Genomic DNA, 17,722 nt, shown 5'->3' with positions numbered 1-17,722 from the left:
ATGAGTGAAAAAGAGCTGCAGTCCGGTTCGCGCCAGCGCATCGACAAGTGGCTCTTTTTCGCGCGTATGGCAAAGTCCCGCTCGATCGCCCAGGCACTCGTCAATTCGAACCACGTGCGGGTGAATGGCGGCCTGGTCTCGCAGGCGAGCTTTCAGGTGAAGCCCGGCGACAGGATCGAGCTTACGCTCGAGAGGCGCGATCTCATCCTCGTTGTCAAATCCGGTGGCGCAAGGCGCGGTCCTTTCGAGGAAGCGCGCCTGCTTTACGAAGACCTGACGCCACCACCGGAAGAGTGGGAAAAACTGAGCGCCTTCGAGCAGGCGCAGCGCATGCCCGGCGCCGGCCGGCCGACCAAGCGCGAGCGGCGCCAGACGGACAGGCTGTTTCCCGATATCGGCGAAGACTGAGCCGCTTTCATCCGCCGATCGTTTTTTCAAAAGCACGGTTCGGGTTTTCCGCGAACACAGTTTGGAAAAAACCACCCGTTGCCTGGCTGCTTTCAGCAAGGTTTATTCTTGCGAAGCAAGGGCAAAGGCATTACGTGACTGTCGAATAGCCGCTCGTCCGTTTCGCCGGATCACGCGGGCTTCCGGCATGTCTGCCCGACAGCCTGCCGCAGTTTCGTGACATTCTGGAGTGCCGCATGACGTATGTCGTCACAGACAATTGTATCCGCTGCAAATATACCGACTGCGTCGAAGTCTGCCCGGTCGATTGTTTTTATGAAGGCGAGAATTTCCTCGTCATCCATCCCGACGAATGCATCGATTGCGGCGTCTGCGAACCGGAATGTCCCGCCGAGGCGATCAAGCCCGATACCGAGCCAGGTCTCGACAAATGGCTGAAGATCAATTCGGAATTCGCACAGATCTGGCCGAACATCACCGTCAAGCGTGATGCGATGGACGAGGCCAAGGAAATGGACGGCGTCGAAGGCAAATACGAGAAGTTCTTCTCGGCCGAGCCGGGCTCCGGAGACTAAGTCCCGGCATGGGGCGAGGTCTCGTTTGCACATTCGCTGACGTGTCGTGCCTTTTCCTTGAGCATGGCCCGATTGTGGCGGACTGTGCACATGCAAAAGCAAATTATTGATTTCCGCACTTTTTTGTGGTAGACAGATCCTACTGTTCCACAAGGCGGCACTCGCGTGCCCAAAAAACATCACGAAAGCAACAGACCGCTTAGCGCGTCCTCCGTGACATCACAACACTAGACTGTTGTCGTCGCTGTTTCGCGATAGGGGTTGGTTTTTCGCGCGCGTTGGTGGGGCGAGTAATGGAGTGACCCGACGGTTTCCCCCGTCTCATCCGGGCCTGACAGACCCGGCTTTCCCGACCCGGTTAAAGGGTGAGTTAAAGGGAGTTTGTGAAACGAATGACGACCCTACAGAAAAAGAATTCTCCCGCACGCCATGGCTTCAAGACCGGCGAACAGATCGTATATCCCGCGCATGGCGTCGGCACGATCACGGCTATTGAAGAACAGGAAGTTGCGGGCATGAAGCTCGAGCTTTTCGTGATCGATTTCGAAAAGGACAAGATGCGCCTCAAGGTGCCGGTCGCAAAGGCCGTCAGCATTGGCATGCGCAAGCTGTCCGAGACCGATTTCGTCGAGCGCGCCCTCAAGGTTGTTCAGGGCAAGGCTCGCGTCAAGCGTACGATGTGGTCGCGCCGCGCACAGGAATACGATGCCAAGATCAATTCTGGCGACCTGATCTCGATCGCCGAAGTGGTCCGTGATCTTTACCGCGCTGAAAACCAGCCGGAACAGTCCTATTCCGAGCGCCAGCTTTATGAAGCTGCCCTCGATCGCATGGCGCGCGAAATCGCCGCCGTCAACAAGATGTCGGAAACCGAAGCTGTCCGTCTCGTCGAAACCAACCTCGCCAAGGGCCCCAAGCGCGGCAAGGTTGTCGAAGAAGACGACGCACAGGAAGAAGAAGCAGCCTGACATCTCTTCTGAACCTTCGGTTCGGAACAACAAAAAGCCCGGCCTTTGTGCCGGGTTTTTTTATTGGAACTTTTTCCGTCGCGCAGCGTTAACCCGCCGGAAACGGCGAATTGATTCTGCGTATCGGCTGATCTTTTCCCGTCCGCGTCGCTGGCGGGGAGAGTTGACCGGTAAGGCCAATCACCTCCGTCTTTTCTGAGAGGGGACATAAGGGGCAATCTCGAAATATCCAGCCGCGTCTTGAAAAGACGGGTCAAAACCGATTTCGGGCCTGCCTCCTGTCGAACGATATCGTCTTACGGAGAACACCATGACAGCCATGCACGCAGACCGCGCGATGATCAAGATAGCGATGTCGGCTCCGTATCTCGCGCGAGAAGAAGAGCGCGACCTGGCGGTTCGCTGGAAGGACAGCCAGGATCAGGATGCTCGTAATCAGATCGCTCTCGCGCATATGCGCCTGGTGATCGCCATGGCCTCCAAGTTCCGAGGCTTCGGTCTGCCTATGGGCGACCTTGTACAAGAAGGCTATGTAGGGCTGCTCGAAGCTGCGGCAAGGTTTGAACCGGCCCGTGATGTGCGTTTTTCCACCTATGCCAGCTGGTGGATCCGCGCTTCGATGCAGGATTACATTCTGCGCAACTGGTCGATCGTGCGCGGCGGCACCAGTTCTGCCCAGAAAGCTCTGTTCTTCAACCTGCGCCGCCTGCGCGCAAAACTCGCCCGCGGCGATTCCAGCCTCACCGCCCAGGCGATCCACGAAGAGATTGCCACCGCCCTCGGTGTCAGCGTTGCCGACGTCCAGACCATGGATGCACGCCTTTCCGGCAATGACGCCTCGCTGCAGGCCCCGACGATTGCAGGCGATGCCGATAGCGGCGAACGGCTGGATATGCTGGAAAGCGGCGAGCCGCTTCCGGACGAACAGGTTTCCGGCATGATCGACGGCGAGCGCCGCCTGAAATGGCTGCAGGGCGCGCTGACCAAGCTCAACGACCGCGAAAAGAAGATCATTCGCGCCCGGCGGCTTACCGATGATGGTGCCACGCTGGAATCGCTCGGCGCCGAACTCGGCATTTCCAAGGAACGTGTCCGCCAGATCGAAAGCCGCGCCATCGAAAAACTGAAATCGGCGCTGGTTTCCGCCAACCCGCAAATGGCCGCCGTCTGCTGAGACCAGCCCGGTCTGTTCGTATTCATACACACGACGATATCAGCCTGGAAATCGAGACCGATTTCCAGGCTGATATCGTTTTGAAAGATGGAAACTGAGCGCTCTTATTCGGAAATGATCTTCATCTTCTGCCCCGGTGACAGCGTTGCGCCGACAGGCAGGGCGTTGATCAGCTTGAACAGATCGAGCTTGCGGTCTGTGCCCATCATGCGGGCGGAAAGCGAGGCGACGGTGTCTTCCGGACCGACGGTGACGACCCGGACGCGCAGCGGCTTCAGGGCGCTGATCTCGGCAGGCGTCATGCGGCGAAAGGTGTTGCGTAGCAGCTGTGCGGTCGAATCCAGCGCCGTGCTGCCCTTTGGCACGGCGGTCAGGAAACGGAAAATCTGGTCGTTGACGCGGATGACGGTGACATCGAAATCCCAGCGTTCTGCGGAAGCGCGGGCAGTTGCCGCCGGCAGGCCGTTGACGGTGATTTCGCGCACGGTTTCCGGCTGCAGGCCGGCGACCCAGCCGCTGGTCAGGTAATTAGGCAGGCTGTTATTGTCGCCTGCGGCCACGCCGTCGAAACGGATTGCGGTTTCGCCAGGACCGGTCGCCAGAACCGCTTCGACCTTGTTGTCGATGCGAAAATCTTCCGGCACGTCGAAACGGATGCCAAGCCCGCCATGCAGAAAGGTCTGGCCGCGGACATAACCTTCCTGCGGGCTGTCGCCGTAAAGAAGCCCGTCTATGCCGGCGAGGAAATAGTCGCGGCCGCGATCGCCAACCGAGCCTTCGACGCCAAAGTTGCGGGCGTGACGGCGGGCGAGATCGACGCGCTGCGCCGAGTTCGGGTGGCTCGAGAGGAAGTCGAGGCTCTGGTCGTTGTCGGGATCGACCGCCGAATAACGGGAATAGGCAGCCATGGAATCGAGGAAACGCGCTGCGGCGTAAGGGTCGTAACCCGCCTCGCCCAGCATGCGCACACCGATCACGTCTGCCTGCAGCTCCTGCTGGCGCGAGAAGGCGGCGAGCCTGAGCTTGCCGCGGGCCAGCGCCTGCTTGCCGGCCAGATCGCTGGAGAGAACTTCCGCCACGACCCGGCTCGCGATCACTTCCGCCTCTTCGCGGCGCTGGCGTTCGATGCCGTGATTGGCGGTGACATGGCCCATTTCGTGCGACAGCACGGCTGCGACTTCCGAGGCGTCATTCGCCAGGGCCAGAAGACCGCGCGTGACATAAAGATAGCCGCCCGGCAGCGCGAAGGCGTTGATGGCCGGCGAATTCAGGATGGTGATGCGAAACGATTGGTTGGGGTTTTCGGAAACCGCCGTCAGCGCGCCGGCAATGCGGGCGACCAGCCGTTCCGTCTTGGCATCACGATATTCCCCACCATAGCTCGCGACGATACGTGGATGCTCGCGGGCACCCATCTGGGCGCGGGGATCGTCCTTCTGCACCTCGTCGACGATCTGCGGCGAATCCGAGGGCGAAACATTCGGCGTATAGGCCTGATCGAAGACCGACTGACAGCCTGCCAGAAGTGCGATCGTGGCAAGCAGAGCGGCACCCGTGCGCAGGCGGCGCCTGACCGGGCCTTTTTTGCCCGCAGGATGGGTCGCATCATCGCGCCGCTGAACCTGTCTCTCTTGCACCGTCTACCCTGTCAGTTCCATTCGGCCTCGGTAATATGCCTTAGCCAAGCAAGTCTTATTCCATGTTCCGCTTACCGTTTCTCGCGGCCCATGCACAGTTAAAAAAGAGATAGGCTCCACCGGTGCTTTTGCAAAGATATCCTTACCGTCTGTTGCCGATGCCATCGCGGCGCGACCAAATTGTGGCGCCCGGATAACGTTGGTTTGCGCTTGTTTTCAAACGTGAAACAGAATCGGGCAGATGCTCCGCCATCATTTGTGCCGCGCAGCAAGGAAAAGATCCAGCCCGTCGATGTCGTGTCTTTCAAGGAAGCTCTCGGCAGGGGCATGCAGCCGCACTTCACCAGCATTTATGAAGATCGCATCATCGGCGAGAACACGCACGTCTTCTGGATCATGCGTGACGATCAGCACCGTATTGCCGGTCTCGCGATGAAGCTCGACCAGCAGGTCAGCCATCGAGCGGCGCAGGCCGGGATCGAGCGAGGCGAAGGGTTCATCCATCAGCAGAACCGGCTTCTTGCGCACAAGGGCACGGGCAAAAGCGGCACGTTGCCGTTCGCCACCGGAAAGCGTTCCTGGTTTGCGCTTTTCGAAGCCTGAAAGTCCGACACGGTCCAATGCCGTTGAGATCGCCAGCCGATCCTCTTTCGAAAGTTTGAGAGAGGGGCTGATGCCGAGCCCGATATTGGTGAAGAGGTCGAGATGGGCAAAAAGATTGTTGTCCTGAAAGACCAGCGAGACCGGACGTTCCGAAGGATGCCTTGCCGTCACATCCTCACCGAGGATTTTGATCGAGCCGGAATCGGGCTGGTCGAAACCGGCGACGAGATTGAGCAGGGTGGATTTGCCGGAACCGGAAGGGCCGGTGACAGCGGTGATCCGGCCGGCCGCAAGGCGGGTGTCGAAACGGAAATCCCGTTCGCCAAGCCGCAGTTTTACGCCGTCGAGGGTAATCCCATCAGTCATGCAGCTCCTCCCGCCGCGCTCGCTGCCCCCAGGTTCCGATCGCGGCAAGGGCGAGGCATATCAGCGCCAGAAGCAGAGCCAGTCCGTCGGCGTCATTGCTGCGATAGCTGCCGAGCCGGCTGTAGATCAGCCAGGGCAGAGTGGCAAGGTCGTTGGAACCGAACAGGGCAACGGCGCCGAGATCTCCAAGCGACAGGGCCATGGCGAAGGACAGCGCGGTCAGCAGCGGCCTTGCCAGAACCGGCAGATCGATCCTGCGCAGGCGCGTAAAGCCGGATATGCCGAGACTTGTGGCAAGCCGCGCCGTGCGGGCACGATGGCTTTCGATCGCCGGCGACAGAACGCGCATGACGAAGGGCAGCGCCATCAGGACGTTGATCATGGCGACCAGCAGCGGCGCAAAACGACCAACCTCACCGAAGGGCCGCAAAAGAAGAAACCAGCCGGTGCCAAGCACGACCGGCGGGATGAGAAGCACGAGCGATGAGGATGAGCCGATCAGAAGTGTCAGCCCCTTGGCTGCGATACCGGGTCTTTTCATATCACCCAATGCGCCGGCTGCACGGATCAGCGCCAGCGAAAGAAGGATCGTCAATATGCCGGCCATGGCCGAGATTTTCAGGCTGGTCATCGCCGCATTCAAAAAGGCGGGGCTAGCGAGCAGCTTCAGCAGATCGGCTTTCAGCCCTGCGACAAGAACCGAGCCAAGCGGCAAGACGAGGAACAGGCCTGCGATCATGATCACCACGGCGTCCCATAGGCGCGCCGTCACACGCCGGCCATCGAGACGGCGGGCAGCGCGGCCGCTCGCGGCATTGCCGTCAGCGGGACGCGGCAACAGCGCGAGAAGGCCGAGAATGGCAGCGGTGACGGCGATCTGAAGGCCGGCCAGTCCGATCGCCCGCGGCGGGTCAAAATCGAAACTCAACGCCTGATAGATCGCGACTTCCAGCGTGGTCGCAGCCGGCCCGCCGCCGAGAACGAGGACGAGGGTGAAACTGGTGGCACAAAGCATGAAGACGAGGCTGGCGACACCCGGAATGACGCTTTTCACCGCCGGCCATTCGATGAAACGGAAGACGGAAAACGGCCGCATGCCGAGTTCGGCCGCCAGCCGCCAATATTCCGGTGGCAAGCGCTCGATCGCAGCCAGCAGAAGCCGGGCCGCGAGCGGCAGGTTGAAGAAGACATGCGCGATCAGGATGCCCGACAGGCCATAAATGCTGACCGGCTGGTCAAGACCGAGGCGCATCAGCAGTCCATTGACCACCCCCTGCCTGCCCCAGATGCCGATCAGCCCGAGCGCGCCGATCAGGGTCGGCAGGCCCATCGGCAAGGCCATCAGCCGCAGGATCCAGATTCTTCCGGGAAAGATGGCACGCCGCGCCAGCGCCAGTGCCACCGGCAGAGCGAGCCCGACAGATAAAAGCGTCGAAAGCGCCGCCTGCCACAGCGTGAACCGGAGGATGCTCCAGGTATAGGCAGTGAAAAGCGGCGCATCGGACGCGCCGCCCTTCCATGAAACCAGCGCACAGACCGCCGCAGCGACGAAAACGAGAATGGCGGCGAGCGCCAAAACCCCGCCACCGATCCGTCCTCTGCGCTCGCCTTTTGTCAGCATCAACCGGTCAGTATCCGCTTACTTCATGCTCATCGCATCGAGCCATTCAGCAATATAGGCCTGACGGTTCTTTGCGACCTCGTCCGATCCGATCAGCAGGGTCTTTTGCGGCTGCACGAGCTTGCCAAACGCGTCCGGCAGCGGCTCGGACGTCTTCGTCACAGGCATCATCCAGTTGGTCGTCGGGATGACGTCCTGGAAGGCGGGCGAGATCATGAAGGCCAGAAACTGCTTGGCCAGATCCTTGTCATGCGCACCCTTCAGCATGCCGGCGACTTCGATCTGGATGTAATGACCTTCCGAAAACGAGGCAGCCTGATAACGGTCGGTCTTTTCCTCGACCATGTGATAGGCCGGCGAGGTGATGTAGGAGAGGACCATCGGCACTTCGCCCTTGGTGAACAGGCCATAGGCTTCCGACCAGCCGGGCGTGACGGTCAACACACGCTTCTTCAGCTTCTGCCAGGCCTCCGGCGCCTTGTCGCCATAGACGGATTTCACCCAGAGAAGCAGGCCGAGACCCGGCGTCGAGGTCCGCGGATCCTCGATGGCGATCTTTTGCGAGGGATCGCCCTCGACGAGATCCTTCAGGCTCTTCGGCGGGTTCTTGATCGTCTGCGTGTCATAAACGACGGCGAAATGGCCGTAGTCATAGGGCACGAACGTATCGTCGGCATAATTGCCCGGAACCTTGACCGAAGCGCCGTCAATGCCGCTCGGCTGAAACAAGCCGGTCGCCTTGGCTTCCGAGATCAGGTTGGTGTCGAGACCGAGCGCGATATCCGCATCGGTCTTTTCGCCCTCGAGCTTCAGCCGGGTGAGAAGGGCAACGCCATCCGCAACACTGACGAAATTCAGCGTGCAGCCGCAGGTCTTTTCGAACGCCGCCTTCACCTTCGGCCCCGGTCCCCATTCGGAGGTGAAGCTTTCATAGGTATAGACGGTCAGCGTCTTCTGCTGCGCCTGCGCGGCAGAAAGGGGAAGAAGGGCGGCCACGGCCGCGAAAAGATAAGCGATGGTTCTGCGCATCAGCGCCTCCTCTGGTTGCAACAAGGGGAATAGGCGCTGGTAAAAGAGCCGTCTAATCCCTCCGCCGGTGTTAACCGGATCAGGTTCCGCGGGTTGGCAAACGCCTCTCAGCCAAGCTTTGAGCAAGGCACCCCGTTAGAGCGGATAAAGATGTAGCGGCAGCTGAACGTGCTGGCAAGTAGCCGAGCAATTTGTTCGGTCAGCTATGGTTGTGGCGGAAAACCTTCAATTCCCGCGGCACGACCGCCAGACCGCCAAGACGGTTGGCGACGGCATAATCGATCGTCTGTTCAACGACATGCGGCATGACCGGCTTGGTCAGGACACCGAGCGAGCCTTCGACGCCATCCTCGACATCTTCCGGATTGGCGGTCATGAAGATGACGGTAATGCCGTATTGCTCGGCAAGCTCGCGGCCGATCTGAGGTCCCGTCGCGCCATCCGAAAGATTGACGTCGACCAGGGCGATATCGGCATAGGCCGCAAGCTGCATCGCATGGCTGCGGGCACTGGCAAAGCCGGCGACCTTGAGGCCCATGCTCTCGATGGTTTCGGCAACGTCGAGGGCAATCAGAAATTCGTCCTCGATGATCAGAACACGTTGATTCATGGCTTCACTGGCCAGCCGACGACGGTTTACATTTGTCAGCATTGGACATCCCCATACGCACTCGGTTCCACTTTGTTCAAGTCGGTTCCCATGGCGCCGTACCGCCTGAAAGGCCGGCACGGCTGGTTGTTACCGAGATCGAACGTGGACCGGGCAGGTTTGTTCCGCTGCGCGACAATTATTGTTGTTGATAACTATTCGTTATGCCTAACAAGTAGTTAATCTAACCTTCGAGTTCCTCGCGAAGTAATTCCAGCTCGAGCCACTCTTCTTCCATCTTGGTCACGCTGGCGCGCAGCTTTTCCGTCTCTGCGGCCAGTTTGGAAAACAGCGTCGGATCCTTGGAGAAGAGGTTCGGATCAGCCATCTTCTTTTCGCGAATAGCGATTTCGCCTTCGGCCTTTTCCATTTCCTTCGGCAGGTTTTCGAGCGCGAATTTCTGCTTGTAGGAAAGCTTGCCCTTGGCCTTCGGCGCTTCCGTCACGGCCGGCGAAGAAGTGTCGCTCTTCGCCTTCTCGGCCTTTTCAGCCTTGCGCTTCTCTTCGGCGGCGCCCTTGCGCTGCGCCAGCATGTCGGTGTAACCGCCGGCATATTCGATCCAGCGGCCATCCGGCGCATCGGGATTGGCCGGCGCGATGGTCGAAGTCACGGTGCGGTCGAGAAAGTCACGGTCGTGGCTGACGAGGATGACGGTTCCGGCATAACCCGCAACGATTTCCTGCAACAGGTCCAGCGTCTCGATATCGAGGTCGTTGGTCGGTTCGTCGAGGATCAGCAGGTTGGAGGGCCGCGCCATGATGCGGGCCAGCATCAGCCGCGCGCGCTCACCGCCCGACAGGTTCTTGATGGGTGTCCTGATCTGCTCCGGCTGGAACAGAAAATCCTTCATGTAGCCCGCGACATGCCGCTGCTCGCCATTGACGAGAAGCGTCTCGCCGCGGCCATCCGTCAGATAATGGGACAGCGTATCGGCGGGATCGAGGTCTTCGCGCTTCTGGTCGAGGGTTGCGATTTCGAGATTGGTTCCCAGCTTGATCCAGCCCGAATCGGGCTCGATCTGGCCGGTCAGCATTTTCAGAAGCGTCGTCTTGCCGGCGCCGTTCGGGCCGACGAGACCGATCCGGTCGCCACGATGGACGCGGATCGAAAACGGCGTGACGATCGGCTTGTCATAGGTTTTGGTGATGTTTTCCGCCTCGATCACCAGCTTGCCGGATTCCTTGCCCTCAGCAGCCGTCGCCTGGATCGAGCCCTGAGGCCCCTTGTGACCACGATAATTGGCACGCATGGCCTGCAGCTCGCCGACGCGGCGCATATTGCGCTTGCGGCGTGCGGTGACGCCGTAACGCATCCAGTGTTCTTCGCGCTCGATCGCCTTGCCGAGCTTGTGCTGCTCGATCTCTTCCGCTTCGAGAACCTCATCGCGCCAGGCTTCGAAATGGCCGAAACCACGATCGAGCCGGCGCGATGTGCCGCGGTCGAGCCAGACGGTGGCGTTAGAGACCTTTTCGAGGAAACGACGGTCGTGCGAGATGATGACAAGCGCGCTCTTGGTGCGGCGCAGTTCGTCTTCCAGCCATTCGATGGTCGGTAGGTCGAGATGGTTGGTCGGTTCGTCCAGCATCAGGATATCGGGTTCCGGTGCCATGACGCGGGCAAGTGCGGCACGGCGGGATTCACCGCCCGAAAGATTGTTCGGGTCTTCCTCGCCGGTGAGGCCAAGATGCTGCAGCAGATAGGTGACGCGATAGGGATCGTCGCCCGGTCCAAGCCCCGCCTCGGCATAGGCCTGCACCGTGGTGTAGCCGGCAAAATCCGGCGCCTGTTCGAGATAGCGGATCGTCGCGCCCGGATGGCGGAAAACCTCGCCCGACTGCGCCTCGACCATGCCGGCTGCGATCTTCATCAGCGTCGACTTGCCGGAACCGTTGCGGCCGACGAGGCAGATGCGGTCGCCCGGTTCCACCTGCAGGCCGGCGCCGTTCAAAAGCGGCGTGCCGCCGAAGCTCAGGAAAATGTCGTCGAGTTTCAGAATTGGCGGTGCCATCTGGCCTTATGCTCCGGAAAAATCGTGGGGGCGGGCAAGGATCATCGCCCTGCCTTCTCTTAGATGGAAGGTGACAGGCCCTTCCGCAACGTTTGAAACGGTGCGGGACGAACCGAAAGGCAAGGAAAAGTCCTTCAACGGATATCGTGCGCCCAGAATGTCGAGGCCTTCGAGGGGTGAAAAGCCGAGAATGGAAAAGAGCGAACGTTTTGGCAGGTCGAGTGTCTTCTCGCCCTTCAGCAGCGGAACCGCCTCTTCCTCGCCCGAGGTCAGCAGGATATCGAAACCGCGCTCGGCAAGGCTGATCGCGTAAAGAAGGTGCTGAAGCGCGTGGTCGCTGCGCTCGCCGCCGAGCGCGCCGACGAAGATCAGCCGCGTTGCGCCGCGCCCGATCGCCTCGGCCGTAGCAATTTCGCCATCCGTCTCGTTTTTTGCGGGCGGAAAATCCTTGCGTTCGACCTCAGGGAAACGGGCGGCCAGCGCCGCATCGGTGGAATCGAAATCACCGACCCAGAGTTCGGGAACGACATCCAGAACTTGCGCATGGCGCATGCCGCTATCGGCCGCAATAAAGCGGCAGCCTTCAAGCTGCGCCCGAAGACGGTCGGTCACGACAAGATTGCCGCCGAGCAGGATTGTGAAGGTCGCCTGGTTCATCCGCATGCCCATAGCGTAAAGCGCGGGAAAAGGGAAAGCCGGTTATGTCCGGATATGCCGGGTGGCTGGTGAATACAGGGCTATATCATATGCAAAAAAGTCCCCTCCCCACCCTCCCCACAAGGGGGAGGGCTTAACCAGGCCACCGCGTCGGCGCTCAATTATTGAGCGATCGGGCGCTGCAAATCTTCTCCCCCCTTGTGGGGGAGATGGCCGGCAGGCCAGAGAGGGTCTTTGCTCCATATGCCCAAGCCCCCCACGAGCAAATCTTGCTCCCATTGACGTTTAGCCTGGCAAGGATTATCTGAGATCCCGAGAATTCGTGGTGATTTGGCCGGCCGGCTTGCAGCCACGTTAAAAAAGTCGCTAAAGGGCCGCGAGACGATATCTTTCCAGATCATCATCCCACGGACCGGTCGCGACTTTTCTGTCGATGCCGATTTTCGTTTGTGGGTTAAAGACATGCCGATCAAGATTCCCGATACGCTTCCCGCCTTCAACACGCTCGTTTCCGAGGGCGTGCGGGTGATGACCGAGACCAATGCGGTGCGGCAGGACATTCGTCCGCTGCAGATCGGGCTGCTCAATCTCATGCCGAACAAGATCAAGACCGAGGTGCAGATGGCGCGCCTCGTCGGCGCCTCGCCGCTGCAGGTCGAGTTCTCGCTGGTCCGTATCGGCAACCACAAGGCTAAGAACACGTCGGAAGAACATCTCCTGTCCTTCTACGAGACCTGGGACGAGGTGAAGGATCGCAAGTTCGACGGCTTCATCATCACCGGCGCACCGGTGGAGACGATCGCGTACGAAGACGTCACCTATTGGGACGAGATGCAGAAGATCCTCGACTGGACGGAAACCAATGTCCATTCGACGATGAATGTCTGCTGGGGCGCGATGGCCGCCATCTACCATTTCCACGACGTGCCGAAACACGCGTTGAAGGAGAAAGCGTTTGGCGTCTATCGTCACCGCAACCTTGCGCCGTCCTCCGTTTATCTCAACGGCTTTTCCGACGATTTCCAGGTGCCGGTCTCGCGCTGGACCGAGGTGCGCCGCGCCGATGTGCAGAAGCATGACGACCTGGAAATCCTGATGGAATCCGACGAAATGGGCCTTTGCCTCGTGCATGAGAAAAAGGGCAAGCGGCTCTATATGTTCAACCATGTGGAATATGATTCCACGTCCCTGTCGGACGAATATTTCCGCGATGTGAAGGCTGGCATCCCGATCAAGATGCCGCACGATTATTTTCCGCACAATGACGACACCCTGCCGCCGCAAAACCGCTGGCGCAGCCACGCGCATCTGTTGTTCGGCAACTGGATCAACGAGATCTATCAGACGACGCCGTACGATATGGACAAGATCGGGACGGAGTGAGGGCCCTACGCCCAGCCGCCCCTCATCCGGCTACCGCCACCTTCTCCCCGCTCGCGGGGAGAAGGGTATGCCGCCCCCGCTCGCTCCTTATTTAAAGCGCGACAATAACCTGCCCACCACCTCGCTTGGGGCACGTCCCCTCTCCCCGCAAGCGGGGAGAGGGCTAGGGTGAGGGGCTGACGCACACACACAGAGGTGGGCGAATATGGGGAAGTTCAAAACACCAGATCGAGCAAAATCAACATCTTGCACGATTTCACCTTCACCTACTTCCCACCGCCCCTAAAATCACTCCCGTCCCGCTTCGGCTACACCGGCACGCATCGCCGGCGAGGTGGGGCCGGTGATCCGGTTAAGCGCTGTGATGCAGGCGCAAAGCCGGAGGCTGCGCAGAAAATGGTCTGCCTCTCGCCTGAACAAGGAGGGACGTGCGTGTGTCGCACACATGCGATAGCTGGTTCCGGTTGGGCTTGTCCCGATTGGGGCTTGGATCGCCGCAGACGGACCGGAGTTGCGCGGAAAAACCACCGAACGGGACACGGCGCGTGTCACATATAAAATTTCAATTCGAGGCACCCGACGTGTCCCGGCCGAAACTGAAAGGCCCAAGATCGCCAAGGGACGACTCTGCCTGATCGACCCCGATGGGCAAAACGTTAAGGATGACAACGCCGCCCGTTGCCATTCCGGCCCGTTGTCATTGCAGCAATCCCGGGAATCAAGCAGTTTGCCGAAAAACGCGAAGGGCGTGGAGGAGATACGCATGGCAGGCCAGGATTTCGAGATTTTCGGCACCACGGACAAGGGCGAGACCGTCCATCGCGTCACCATCACCGGTGGCGGGCTGACGGCGAAAATCATCACCTGGGGTTCCGTCATTCAGGACCTGCGGCTTGAAGGCCATGAACCGCCGCTCGTGCTCGGTTTCGAGAATTTTGACGATTATCCGGCCCATTCCCCCTATTTCGGCGCGACGCCGGGACGCTGCGCCAACCGTATCGGCGACGGCCTTTTCTCGCTGGACGGCAAGGATTTTCAGCTTGAGCTGAACGAACGCGGTATCACCCATCTGCATGGCGGCTCGGACGGTCTCGGCCGCCAGAACTGGACGATCCTCGAGGTCGCGGACGACAAGGTCGTCATGACCGTCACCGATCCGGATGGTCGCGCTGGTTATGCCGGCAATTGCACCGTGAAGATGACCTATCAGCTGAAGCCGGAAGGCGTGCTTTCCGTCGCCTACGAAACCGTGGCCGACCAGCCGACCATCGCCAATGTCTGCCAGCATTCCTATTTCAACCTCGACGGCCATGCCGACATCTTTGGCCATGACCTGATGATCGCCGCCGACCACCTGACGGCCGTCGACGACCGGCTGGTGCCGACCGGCGCGCTGATGGCAGTTGCCGGCACGCCTTTCGACCTGCGCGACATGGGGCCGGTAAAGCGCACTGGCGCCGATGGCCAGCAGGTGCCCTTCGACCACAATTATTGCCTCTCCACCGAGCGGACGGAAAAGCGCTCCGTCGTCCTCGTACGCAGCCTCTATTCCGGCGTCTCGCTGGAAGTGCGCACGACCGAACCCGGCGTGCAATTCTATGCCGGCGTCAAGCTCGACGTCCCCGTACCGGGCCATGACGGCCGCCGTTACGGCCCCTATGCCGGTTTCTGCCTCGAAACCCAGATCTGGCCGGACGCAATCAACCACACCGGCTTCCCGAATGCGATTCTGCGCCCCGGCGAAGTGCTGCGTCAGGAAACGGATTACGTATTTTCGAAGAGCTGAGGCCGGAAGGTCGCAAACGTGAGATGATTCGCAGCGCCATCGGTTTTGCCGGTGGCGTTTTTTTTCGAAAGCCCGGAAACGACAAAAGCAGCCCTAGGCTGCTTTGTATCGTCTTGAATTTCTCTTTGGGAGAATTTGGAGCGGGCGAAGGGATTCGAACCCTCGACCCCAACCTTGGCAAGGTTGTGCTCTACCCCTGAGCTACACCCGCTCATCAATTCCTCGGTCCGGGGTAGTGAAGCTGGACCTTGGCGCCGCTGCTTGTCTGCTGCGGTGGGCGCTATATGGCCCAGACTTTTTTCAAATGCAACAGGGAAATGACGAAGTTTGTGAGAAAAATTTCGACGCTGTGGAAAGGCCTTACGCGCCGGGCTTTTTGGCGATGCGCAATGTCGCGGCAATGATGGCGGCCGGTCGCTCCGTCACCTTGGACGGCTGGAACATTCTGTCTATAGTCCCGCCACAATCTTGAAACAGAGCATTCAGACGATGACCGAGACCGCGCCGAAAACTGCAAAAGACCTGTTCGCCCTCCTCGACAGCCTTAATATCCCGCACAAGACGAAAGAGCATGCGCCGGTCTTCACCGTTGCCGAATCGGCAAGCCTGCGCGACGAGATCCCCGGCGGCCATACGAAGAACCTGTTCGTGAAGGACAAGAAGGACCAGTTCTTCGTCGTCACAGTCGAGGAACATGCCACGGTCGATCTGAAGACGATCCACAAGGTGATCGGCGCCTCGAGCCGCGTCTCCTTCGGCAGCCCGGAAAAGATGCTGGAATATCTCGGCGTCGTGCCGGGCTCGGTCACGGTGTTCGGCGCCATCAACGATACCGGCGGCAATGTCACCTTCGTGCTCGACGAGGAACTGATGCGCGAGGAGATCATCAATGGCCACCCGCTCTCCAATGATGCGACGACATCGATCAGCAGCAATGACCTGATCCGATTTATGGAGGCGACGGGTCACACCCCGCTTGTCTTGAAAGTGACGGGCTGACATACGATCTTCTAGCCCTAGATTTCATTAGATTAGATCGGTTTTCCGGGAGAACATCATGAGCGGCACAGACAACCCCTATGGCGGCTCCTATGGCGGCCAGGTCAACGCAACGGCGCATTACGGCGCGGCACCTGCCGCTGCCGCAGCGCCCGCCTCCGCCGGCGGCTACGTTTCCGACACGACCACTGCCACCTTCGCCAAGGACGTGATCGAGGCATCGCGCAACCAGCCGGTTCTCGTCGATTTCTGGGCGCCCTGGTGTGGCCCCTGCAAGCAGCTGACGCCCGTCATCGAAAAGGTCGTCAACGAGGCCCAGGGCCGCGTCAGGCTGGTGAAGATGAATATCGACGATCATCCGTCGATCGCCGGCCAGCTCGGCATCCAGTCGATCCCGGCCGTCATCGCCTTTGCCGATGGGCGCCCGGTCGACGGTTTCATGGGTGCCGTTCCGGAAAGCCAGGTGCGCGAGTTCATCGACAAGGTTGCAGGTCCGGCCGGTGCCGATCAGGCAGCCGAGATCGAGGCAGCACTCGGTGATGCAGCAACCATGCTTGCAGAAGGCGATATCCAGGGTGCGGCCCAGCTTTACGGCGCCGTGCTGCAGGCCGATCCGGAAAATGCCAAGGCTGCCGCCGGCATGATCGAATGCCTGCTTGCCATGGGCGATACGGCACGTGCCGGCCAGATGCTGGCCTCGCTGCCGCCGGAGCTTGCCGCTGATCCGGCCGTGCAGGCGGTCTCCAAGAAGATCGAGCAGATCGAGGAAGCCCGCAAGCTTGGCGATCCCGTCGCGCTGGAACAGGCGCTTGCCGCCAATCCGGACGATCATGCGGCCCGCATGAAGCTTGCAAAAATCCTCAACGTGCAGGGCGACCGCGACAAGGCGGCCGAACACCTGCTGACGCTGATGCGCAAGGACCGGACTTTCGAGGACGATGGCGCGCGCCGCCAGCTTCTCGAATTTTTCGATGTCTGGGGACCGAAGGACCCGGCGACGATTTCGGCCCGCCGCCGTCTTTCGTCGATCCTGTTCTCGTGATCGTCGGCGTTTTGCCGGCTGAATATCGGTTGGCCGGCGGAGAGGCTTGCGTTCCGCCGCCACCGCACCACATTACCTCTGAAGCGGCTGCAAATGTGATGCGGCGGCTGGAAATGGGGTCTGGGAGGTATCGGACCGATGCACGTAGGAAATGCGCGATATGTCAAACGCGAGGATCTGCCGGAAACTGTTCCGGTCTTTCCTCTGACCGGCGCCCTTCTTCTGCCGGGCGGCCAGTTGCCGCTCAACATATTCGAGCCGCGTTATCTTTCCATGTTCGATGCGGCGCTCGCCGGCGACCGGCTGATCGGCATCGTGCAGCCGTCCCTGACCGAGCCGGAAGAGACCGGGCACCCCCGCCCGCCGCTTTCCACGATCGGCTGCATCGGCCGGATCACCTCCTTTGCCGAAACCGGCGACGGCCGCTACATCAGCTCGCTGAGCGGCATCTGCCGGTTCCGGCTGATCGAGGAAGTCGGCGGCGGTCATCCGTACCGCATGTTCAAGACCGCGCCGTTCATGACCGATCTGTCGTCGGACGATGACGAGGCACTGGTCGACCGCAGCGAGCTTCTGCGCGTCTTCCGCGCCTATCTCGATGCCAACAAGCTGGAAGCGGATTGGGAAAGCGTCGAGCTTGCCGGCAATCGCACGCTGGTCAATTCCTTCTCGATGATGTCGCCCTTCGGCCCGGCGGAAAAGCAGGCGCTGCTTGAAGCACCCGATCTCAAGACCCGCGCGGAAACGCTGATCGCCATCACCGAGATCATGCTGGCGCGCGGCCTCAACGAAACCGATACCGTGCTGCAATAGGGTT

Annotated in this window: 16 protein-coding genes, 1 tRNA gene and 2 riboswitches; of the genes, 9 read left to right on the top strand and 8 right to left on the bottom strand. The window is 60.2% G+C overall.

Features of this window, described 5'->3' with window-relative positions:
- The 4 genes from FHW37_RS22305 to FHW37_RS22290 all read left to right on the top strand — a co-directional run bounded on the left by FHW37_RS22305 (position 1) and on the right by FHW37_RS22290 (position 3,125).
- Positions 1-408 (top strand): RNA-binding S4 domain-containing protein, encoded by a 408-nt coding sequence (locus FHW37_RS22305; protein WP_145640382.1) that lies wholly within the window; start codon positions 1-3, stop codon positions 406-408.
- Positions 409-644: 236 nt separating this feature from the next.
- Positions 645-983 (top strand): ferredoxin FdxA, encoded by a 339-nt coding sequence (gene fdxA, locus FHW37_RS22300; RefSeq protein ID WP_145640380.1) that lies wholly within the window; start codon positions 645-647, stop codon positions 981-983.
- Positions 984-1,375: 392 nt separating this feature from the next.
- A complete protein-coding gene (locus FHW37_RS22295) occupies positions 1,376-1,951 on the top strand; it encodes a CarD family transcriptional regulator (protein ID WP_145640378.1) in 576 nt (191 codons plus the stop codon).
- Between the two features lie 310 nt (positions 1,952-2,261).
- On the top strand, positions 2,262-3,125 hold the full coding sequence (locus tag FHW37_RS22290) for an RNA polymerase factor sigma-32 (protein ID WP_145640376.1): 864 nt from the start codon (positions 2,262-2,264) through the stop codon (positions 3,123-3,125).
- A 104-nt stretch (positions 3,126-3,229) separates the two neighbouring features.
- Here FHW37_RS22290 and FHW37_RS22285 read toward each other — a convergent pair whose 3' ends face one another.
- The 7 genes from FHW37_RS22285 to FHW37_RS22255 form a co-directional block, all read right to left on the bottom strand.
- The gene (locus tag FHW37_RS22285; RefSeq protein WP_145640794.1) at positions 3,230-4,687 is read right to left on the bottom strand and encodes a M48 family metalloprotease; all 1,458 of its coding nucleotides are present in this window, start codon (positions 4,685-4,687) and stop codon (positions 3,230-3,232) included.
- A 327-nt stretch (positions 4,688-5,014) separates the two neighbouring features.
- On the bottom strand, positions 5,015-5,731 hold the full coding sequence (locus tag FHW37_RS22280) for a thiamine ABC transporter ATP-binding protein (RefSeq protein WP_145640375.1): 717 nt from the start codon (positions 5,729-5,731) through the stop codon (positions 5,015-5,017).
- Positions 5,724-7,352 (bottom strand): thiamine/thiamine pyrophosphate ABC transporter permease ThiP, encoded by a 1,629-nt coding sequence (gene thiP, locus FHW37_RS22275; protein ID WP_145640792.1) that lies wholly within the window; start codon positions 7,350-7,352, stop codon positions 5,724-5,726. Before thiP ends, FHW37_RS22280 begins: the two co-directional genes overlap by 8 nt.
- An 18-nt stretch (positions 7,353-7,370) precedes the next feature.
- The gene (thiB, locus tag FHW37_RS22270) at positions 7,371-8,381 is read right to left on the bottom strand and encodes a thiamine ABC transporter substrate binding subunit (RefSeq protein ID WP_145640373.1); all 1,011 of its coding nucleotides are present in this window, start codon (positions 8,379-8,381) and stop codon (positions 7,371-7,373) included.
- 39 nt (positions 8,382-8,420) lie between these two features.
- Positions 8,421-8,526, bottom strand: a riboswitch (TPP riboswitch).
- Positions 8,527-8,580: 54 nt separating this feature from the next.
- The gene (locus FHW37_RS22265; protein ID WP_145640371.1) at positions 8,581-9,033 is read right to left on the bottom strand and encodes a response regulator; all 453 of its coding nucleotides are present in this window, start codon (positions 9,031-9,033) and stop codon (positions 8,581-8,583) included.
- 181 nt (positions 9,034-9,214) lie between these two features.
- On the bottom strand, positions 9,215-11,038 hold the full coding sequence (locus FHW37_RS22260) for an ABC-F family ATP-binding cassette domain-containing protein (RefSeq protein ID WP_145640369.1): 1,824 nt from the start codon (positions 11,036-11,038) through the stop codon (positions 9,215-9,217).
- A 6-nt stretch (positions 11,039-11,044) separates the two neighbouring features.
- The gene (locus tag FHW37_RS22255) at positions 11,045-11,701 is read right to left on the bottom strand and encodes a thiamine diphosphokinase (protein WP_186458357.1); all 657 of its coding nucleotides are present in this window, start codon (positions 11,699-11,701) and stop codon (positions 11,045-11,047) included.
- 306 nt (positions 11,702-12,007) lie between these two features.
- A riboswitch (SAM riboswitch) is annotated at positions 12,008-12,085 on the top strand.
- 72 nt (positions 12,086-12,157) lie between these two features.
- Here FHW37_RS22255 and metA point away from each other — a divergent pair.
- Together metA and FHW37_RS22245 are read left to right on the top strand one after the other, a co-directional pair.
- Complete coding sequence (metA, locus tag FHW37_RS22250; RefSeq protein WP_145640365.1) at positions 12,158-13,078, top strand: homoserine O-acetyltransferase MetA; 921 nt, start codon at positions 12,158-12,160, stop codon at positions 13,076-13,078.
- Positions 13,079-13,841: 763 nt separating this feature from the next.
- On the top strand, positions 13,842-14,864 hold the full coding sequence (locus tag FHW37_RS22245) for an aldose epimerase family protein (protein ID WP_145640363.1): 1,023 nt from the start codon (positions 13,842-13,844) through the stop codon (positions 14,862-14,864).
- Positions 14,865-15,000: 136 nt separating this feature from the next.
- Here the strand turns inward: FHW37_RS22245 and FHW37_RS22240 are convergent.
- Positions 15,001-15,075: transfer RNA gene (locus FHW37_RS22240), tRNA-Gly, on the bottom strand.
- A 278-nt stretch (positions 15,076-15,353) separates the two neighbouring features.
- Between FHW37_RS22240 and FHW37_RS22235 the strand changes: the two genes are divergently transcribed.
- The 3 genes from FHW37_RS22235 (at position 15,354) to FHW37_RS22225 (ending at position 17,718) form a co-directional block, all read left to right on the top strand.
- Positions 15,354-15,863 (top strand): prolyl-tRNA synthetase associated domain-containing protein, encoded by a 510-nt coding sequence (locus FHW37_RS22235; RefSeq protein ID WP_145640361.1) that lies wholly within the window; start codon positions 15,354-15,356, stop codon positions 15,861-15,863.
- 58 nt (positions 15,864-15,921) lie between these two features.
- Entirely contained in the window at positions 15,922-16,905 is a 984-nt protein-coding gene (trxA, locus tag FHW37_RS22230) for a thioredoxin (protein ID WP_145640359.1), read from the top strand.
- Positions 16,906-17,043: 138 nt separating this feature from the next.
- Positions 17,044-17,718: an LON peptidase substrate-binding domain-containing protein gene (locus tag FHW37_RS22225; protein ID WP_145640358.1), complete on the top strand. Its 675-nt coding sequence runs from the start codon at positions 17,044-17,046 to the stop codon at positions 17,716-17,718.
- Positions 17,719-17,722: the final 4 nt, after the last annotated feature.

Origin of the sequence: Neorhizobium alkalisoli (assembly GCF_007829835.1) — a bacterium.
Taxonomy (GTDB): domain Bacteria; phylum Pseudomonadota; class Alphaproteobacteria; order Rhizobiales; family Rhizobiaceae; genus Neorhizobium.
This window is presented reverse-complemented; position numbering and strand designations above follow the sequence as displayed.

What these genes read in the sequence shown, in the direction of transcription:
- FHW37_RS22225 (WP_145640358.1), top strand. Translation starts at nt 17,044, where the DNA reads ATGCACGTAGGAAATGCGCGATATGTCAAACGCGAGGATCTGCCGGAA.
- FHW37_RS22295 (WP_145640378.1), top strand. Translation starts at nt 1,376, where the DNA reads ATGACGACCCTACAGAAAAAGAATTCTCCCGCACGCCATGGCTTCAAG.
- FHW37_RS22290 (WP_145640376.1), top strand. Translation starts at nt 2,262, where the DNA reads ATGACAGCCATGCACGCAGACCGCGCGATGATCAAGATAGCGATGTCG.
- fdxA (WP_145640380.1), top strand. Translation starts at nt 645, where the DNA reads ATGACGTATGTCGTCACAGACAATTGTATCCGCTGCAAATATACCGAC.
- FHW37_RS22265 (WP_145640371.1), bottom strand. Translation starts at nt 9,033, where the DNA reads ATGCTGACAAATGTAAACCGTCGTCGGCTGGCCAGTGAAGCCATGAAT.
- FHW37_RS22245 (WP_145640363.1), top strand. Translation starts at nt 13,842, where the DNA reads ATGGCAGGCCAGGATTTCGAGATTTTCGGCACCACGGACAAGGGCGAG.
- trxA (WP_145640359.1), top strand. Translation starts at nt 15,922, where the DNA reads ATGAGCGGCACAGACAACCCCTATGGCGGCTCCTATGGCGGCCAGGTC.
- metA (WP_145640365.1), top strand. Translation starts at nt 12,158, where the DNA reads ATGCCGATCAAGATTCCCGATACGCTTCCCGCCTTCAACACGCTCGTT.
- FHW37_RS22260 (WP_145640369.1), bottom strand. Translation starts at nt 11,038, where the DNA reads ATGGCACCGCCAATTCTGAAACTCGACGACATTTTCCTGAGCTTCGGC.
- FHW37_RS22280 (WP_145640375.1), bottom strand. Translation starts at nt 5,731, where the DNA reads ATGACTGATGGGATTACCCTCGACGGCGTAAAACTGCGGCTTGGCGAA.
- thiB (WP_145640373.1), bottom strand. Translation starts at nt 8,381, where the DNA reads ATGCGCAGAACCATCGCTTATCTTTTCGCGGCCGTGGCCGCCCTTCTT.
- FHW37_RS22235 (WP_145640361.1), top strand. Translation starts at nt 15,354, where the DNA reads ATGACCGAGACCGCGCCGAAAACTGCAAAAGACCTGTTCGCCCTCCTC.
- thiP (WP_145640792.1), bottom strand. Translation starts at nt 7,352, where the DNA reads ATGCTGACAAAAGGCGAGCGCAGAGGACGGATCGGTGGCGGGGTTTTG.
- FHW37_RS22255 (WP_186458357.1), bottom strand. Translation starts at nt 11,701, where the DNA reads ATGCGGATGAACCAGGCGACCTTCACAATCCTGCTCGGCGGCAATCTT.
- FHW37_RS22305 (WP_145640382.1), top strand. Translation starts at nt 1, where the DNA reads ATGAGTGAAAAAGAGCTGCAGTCCGGTTCGCGCCAGCGCATCGACAAG.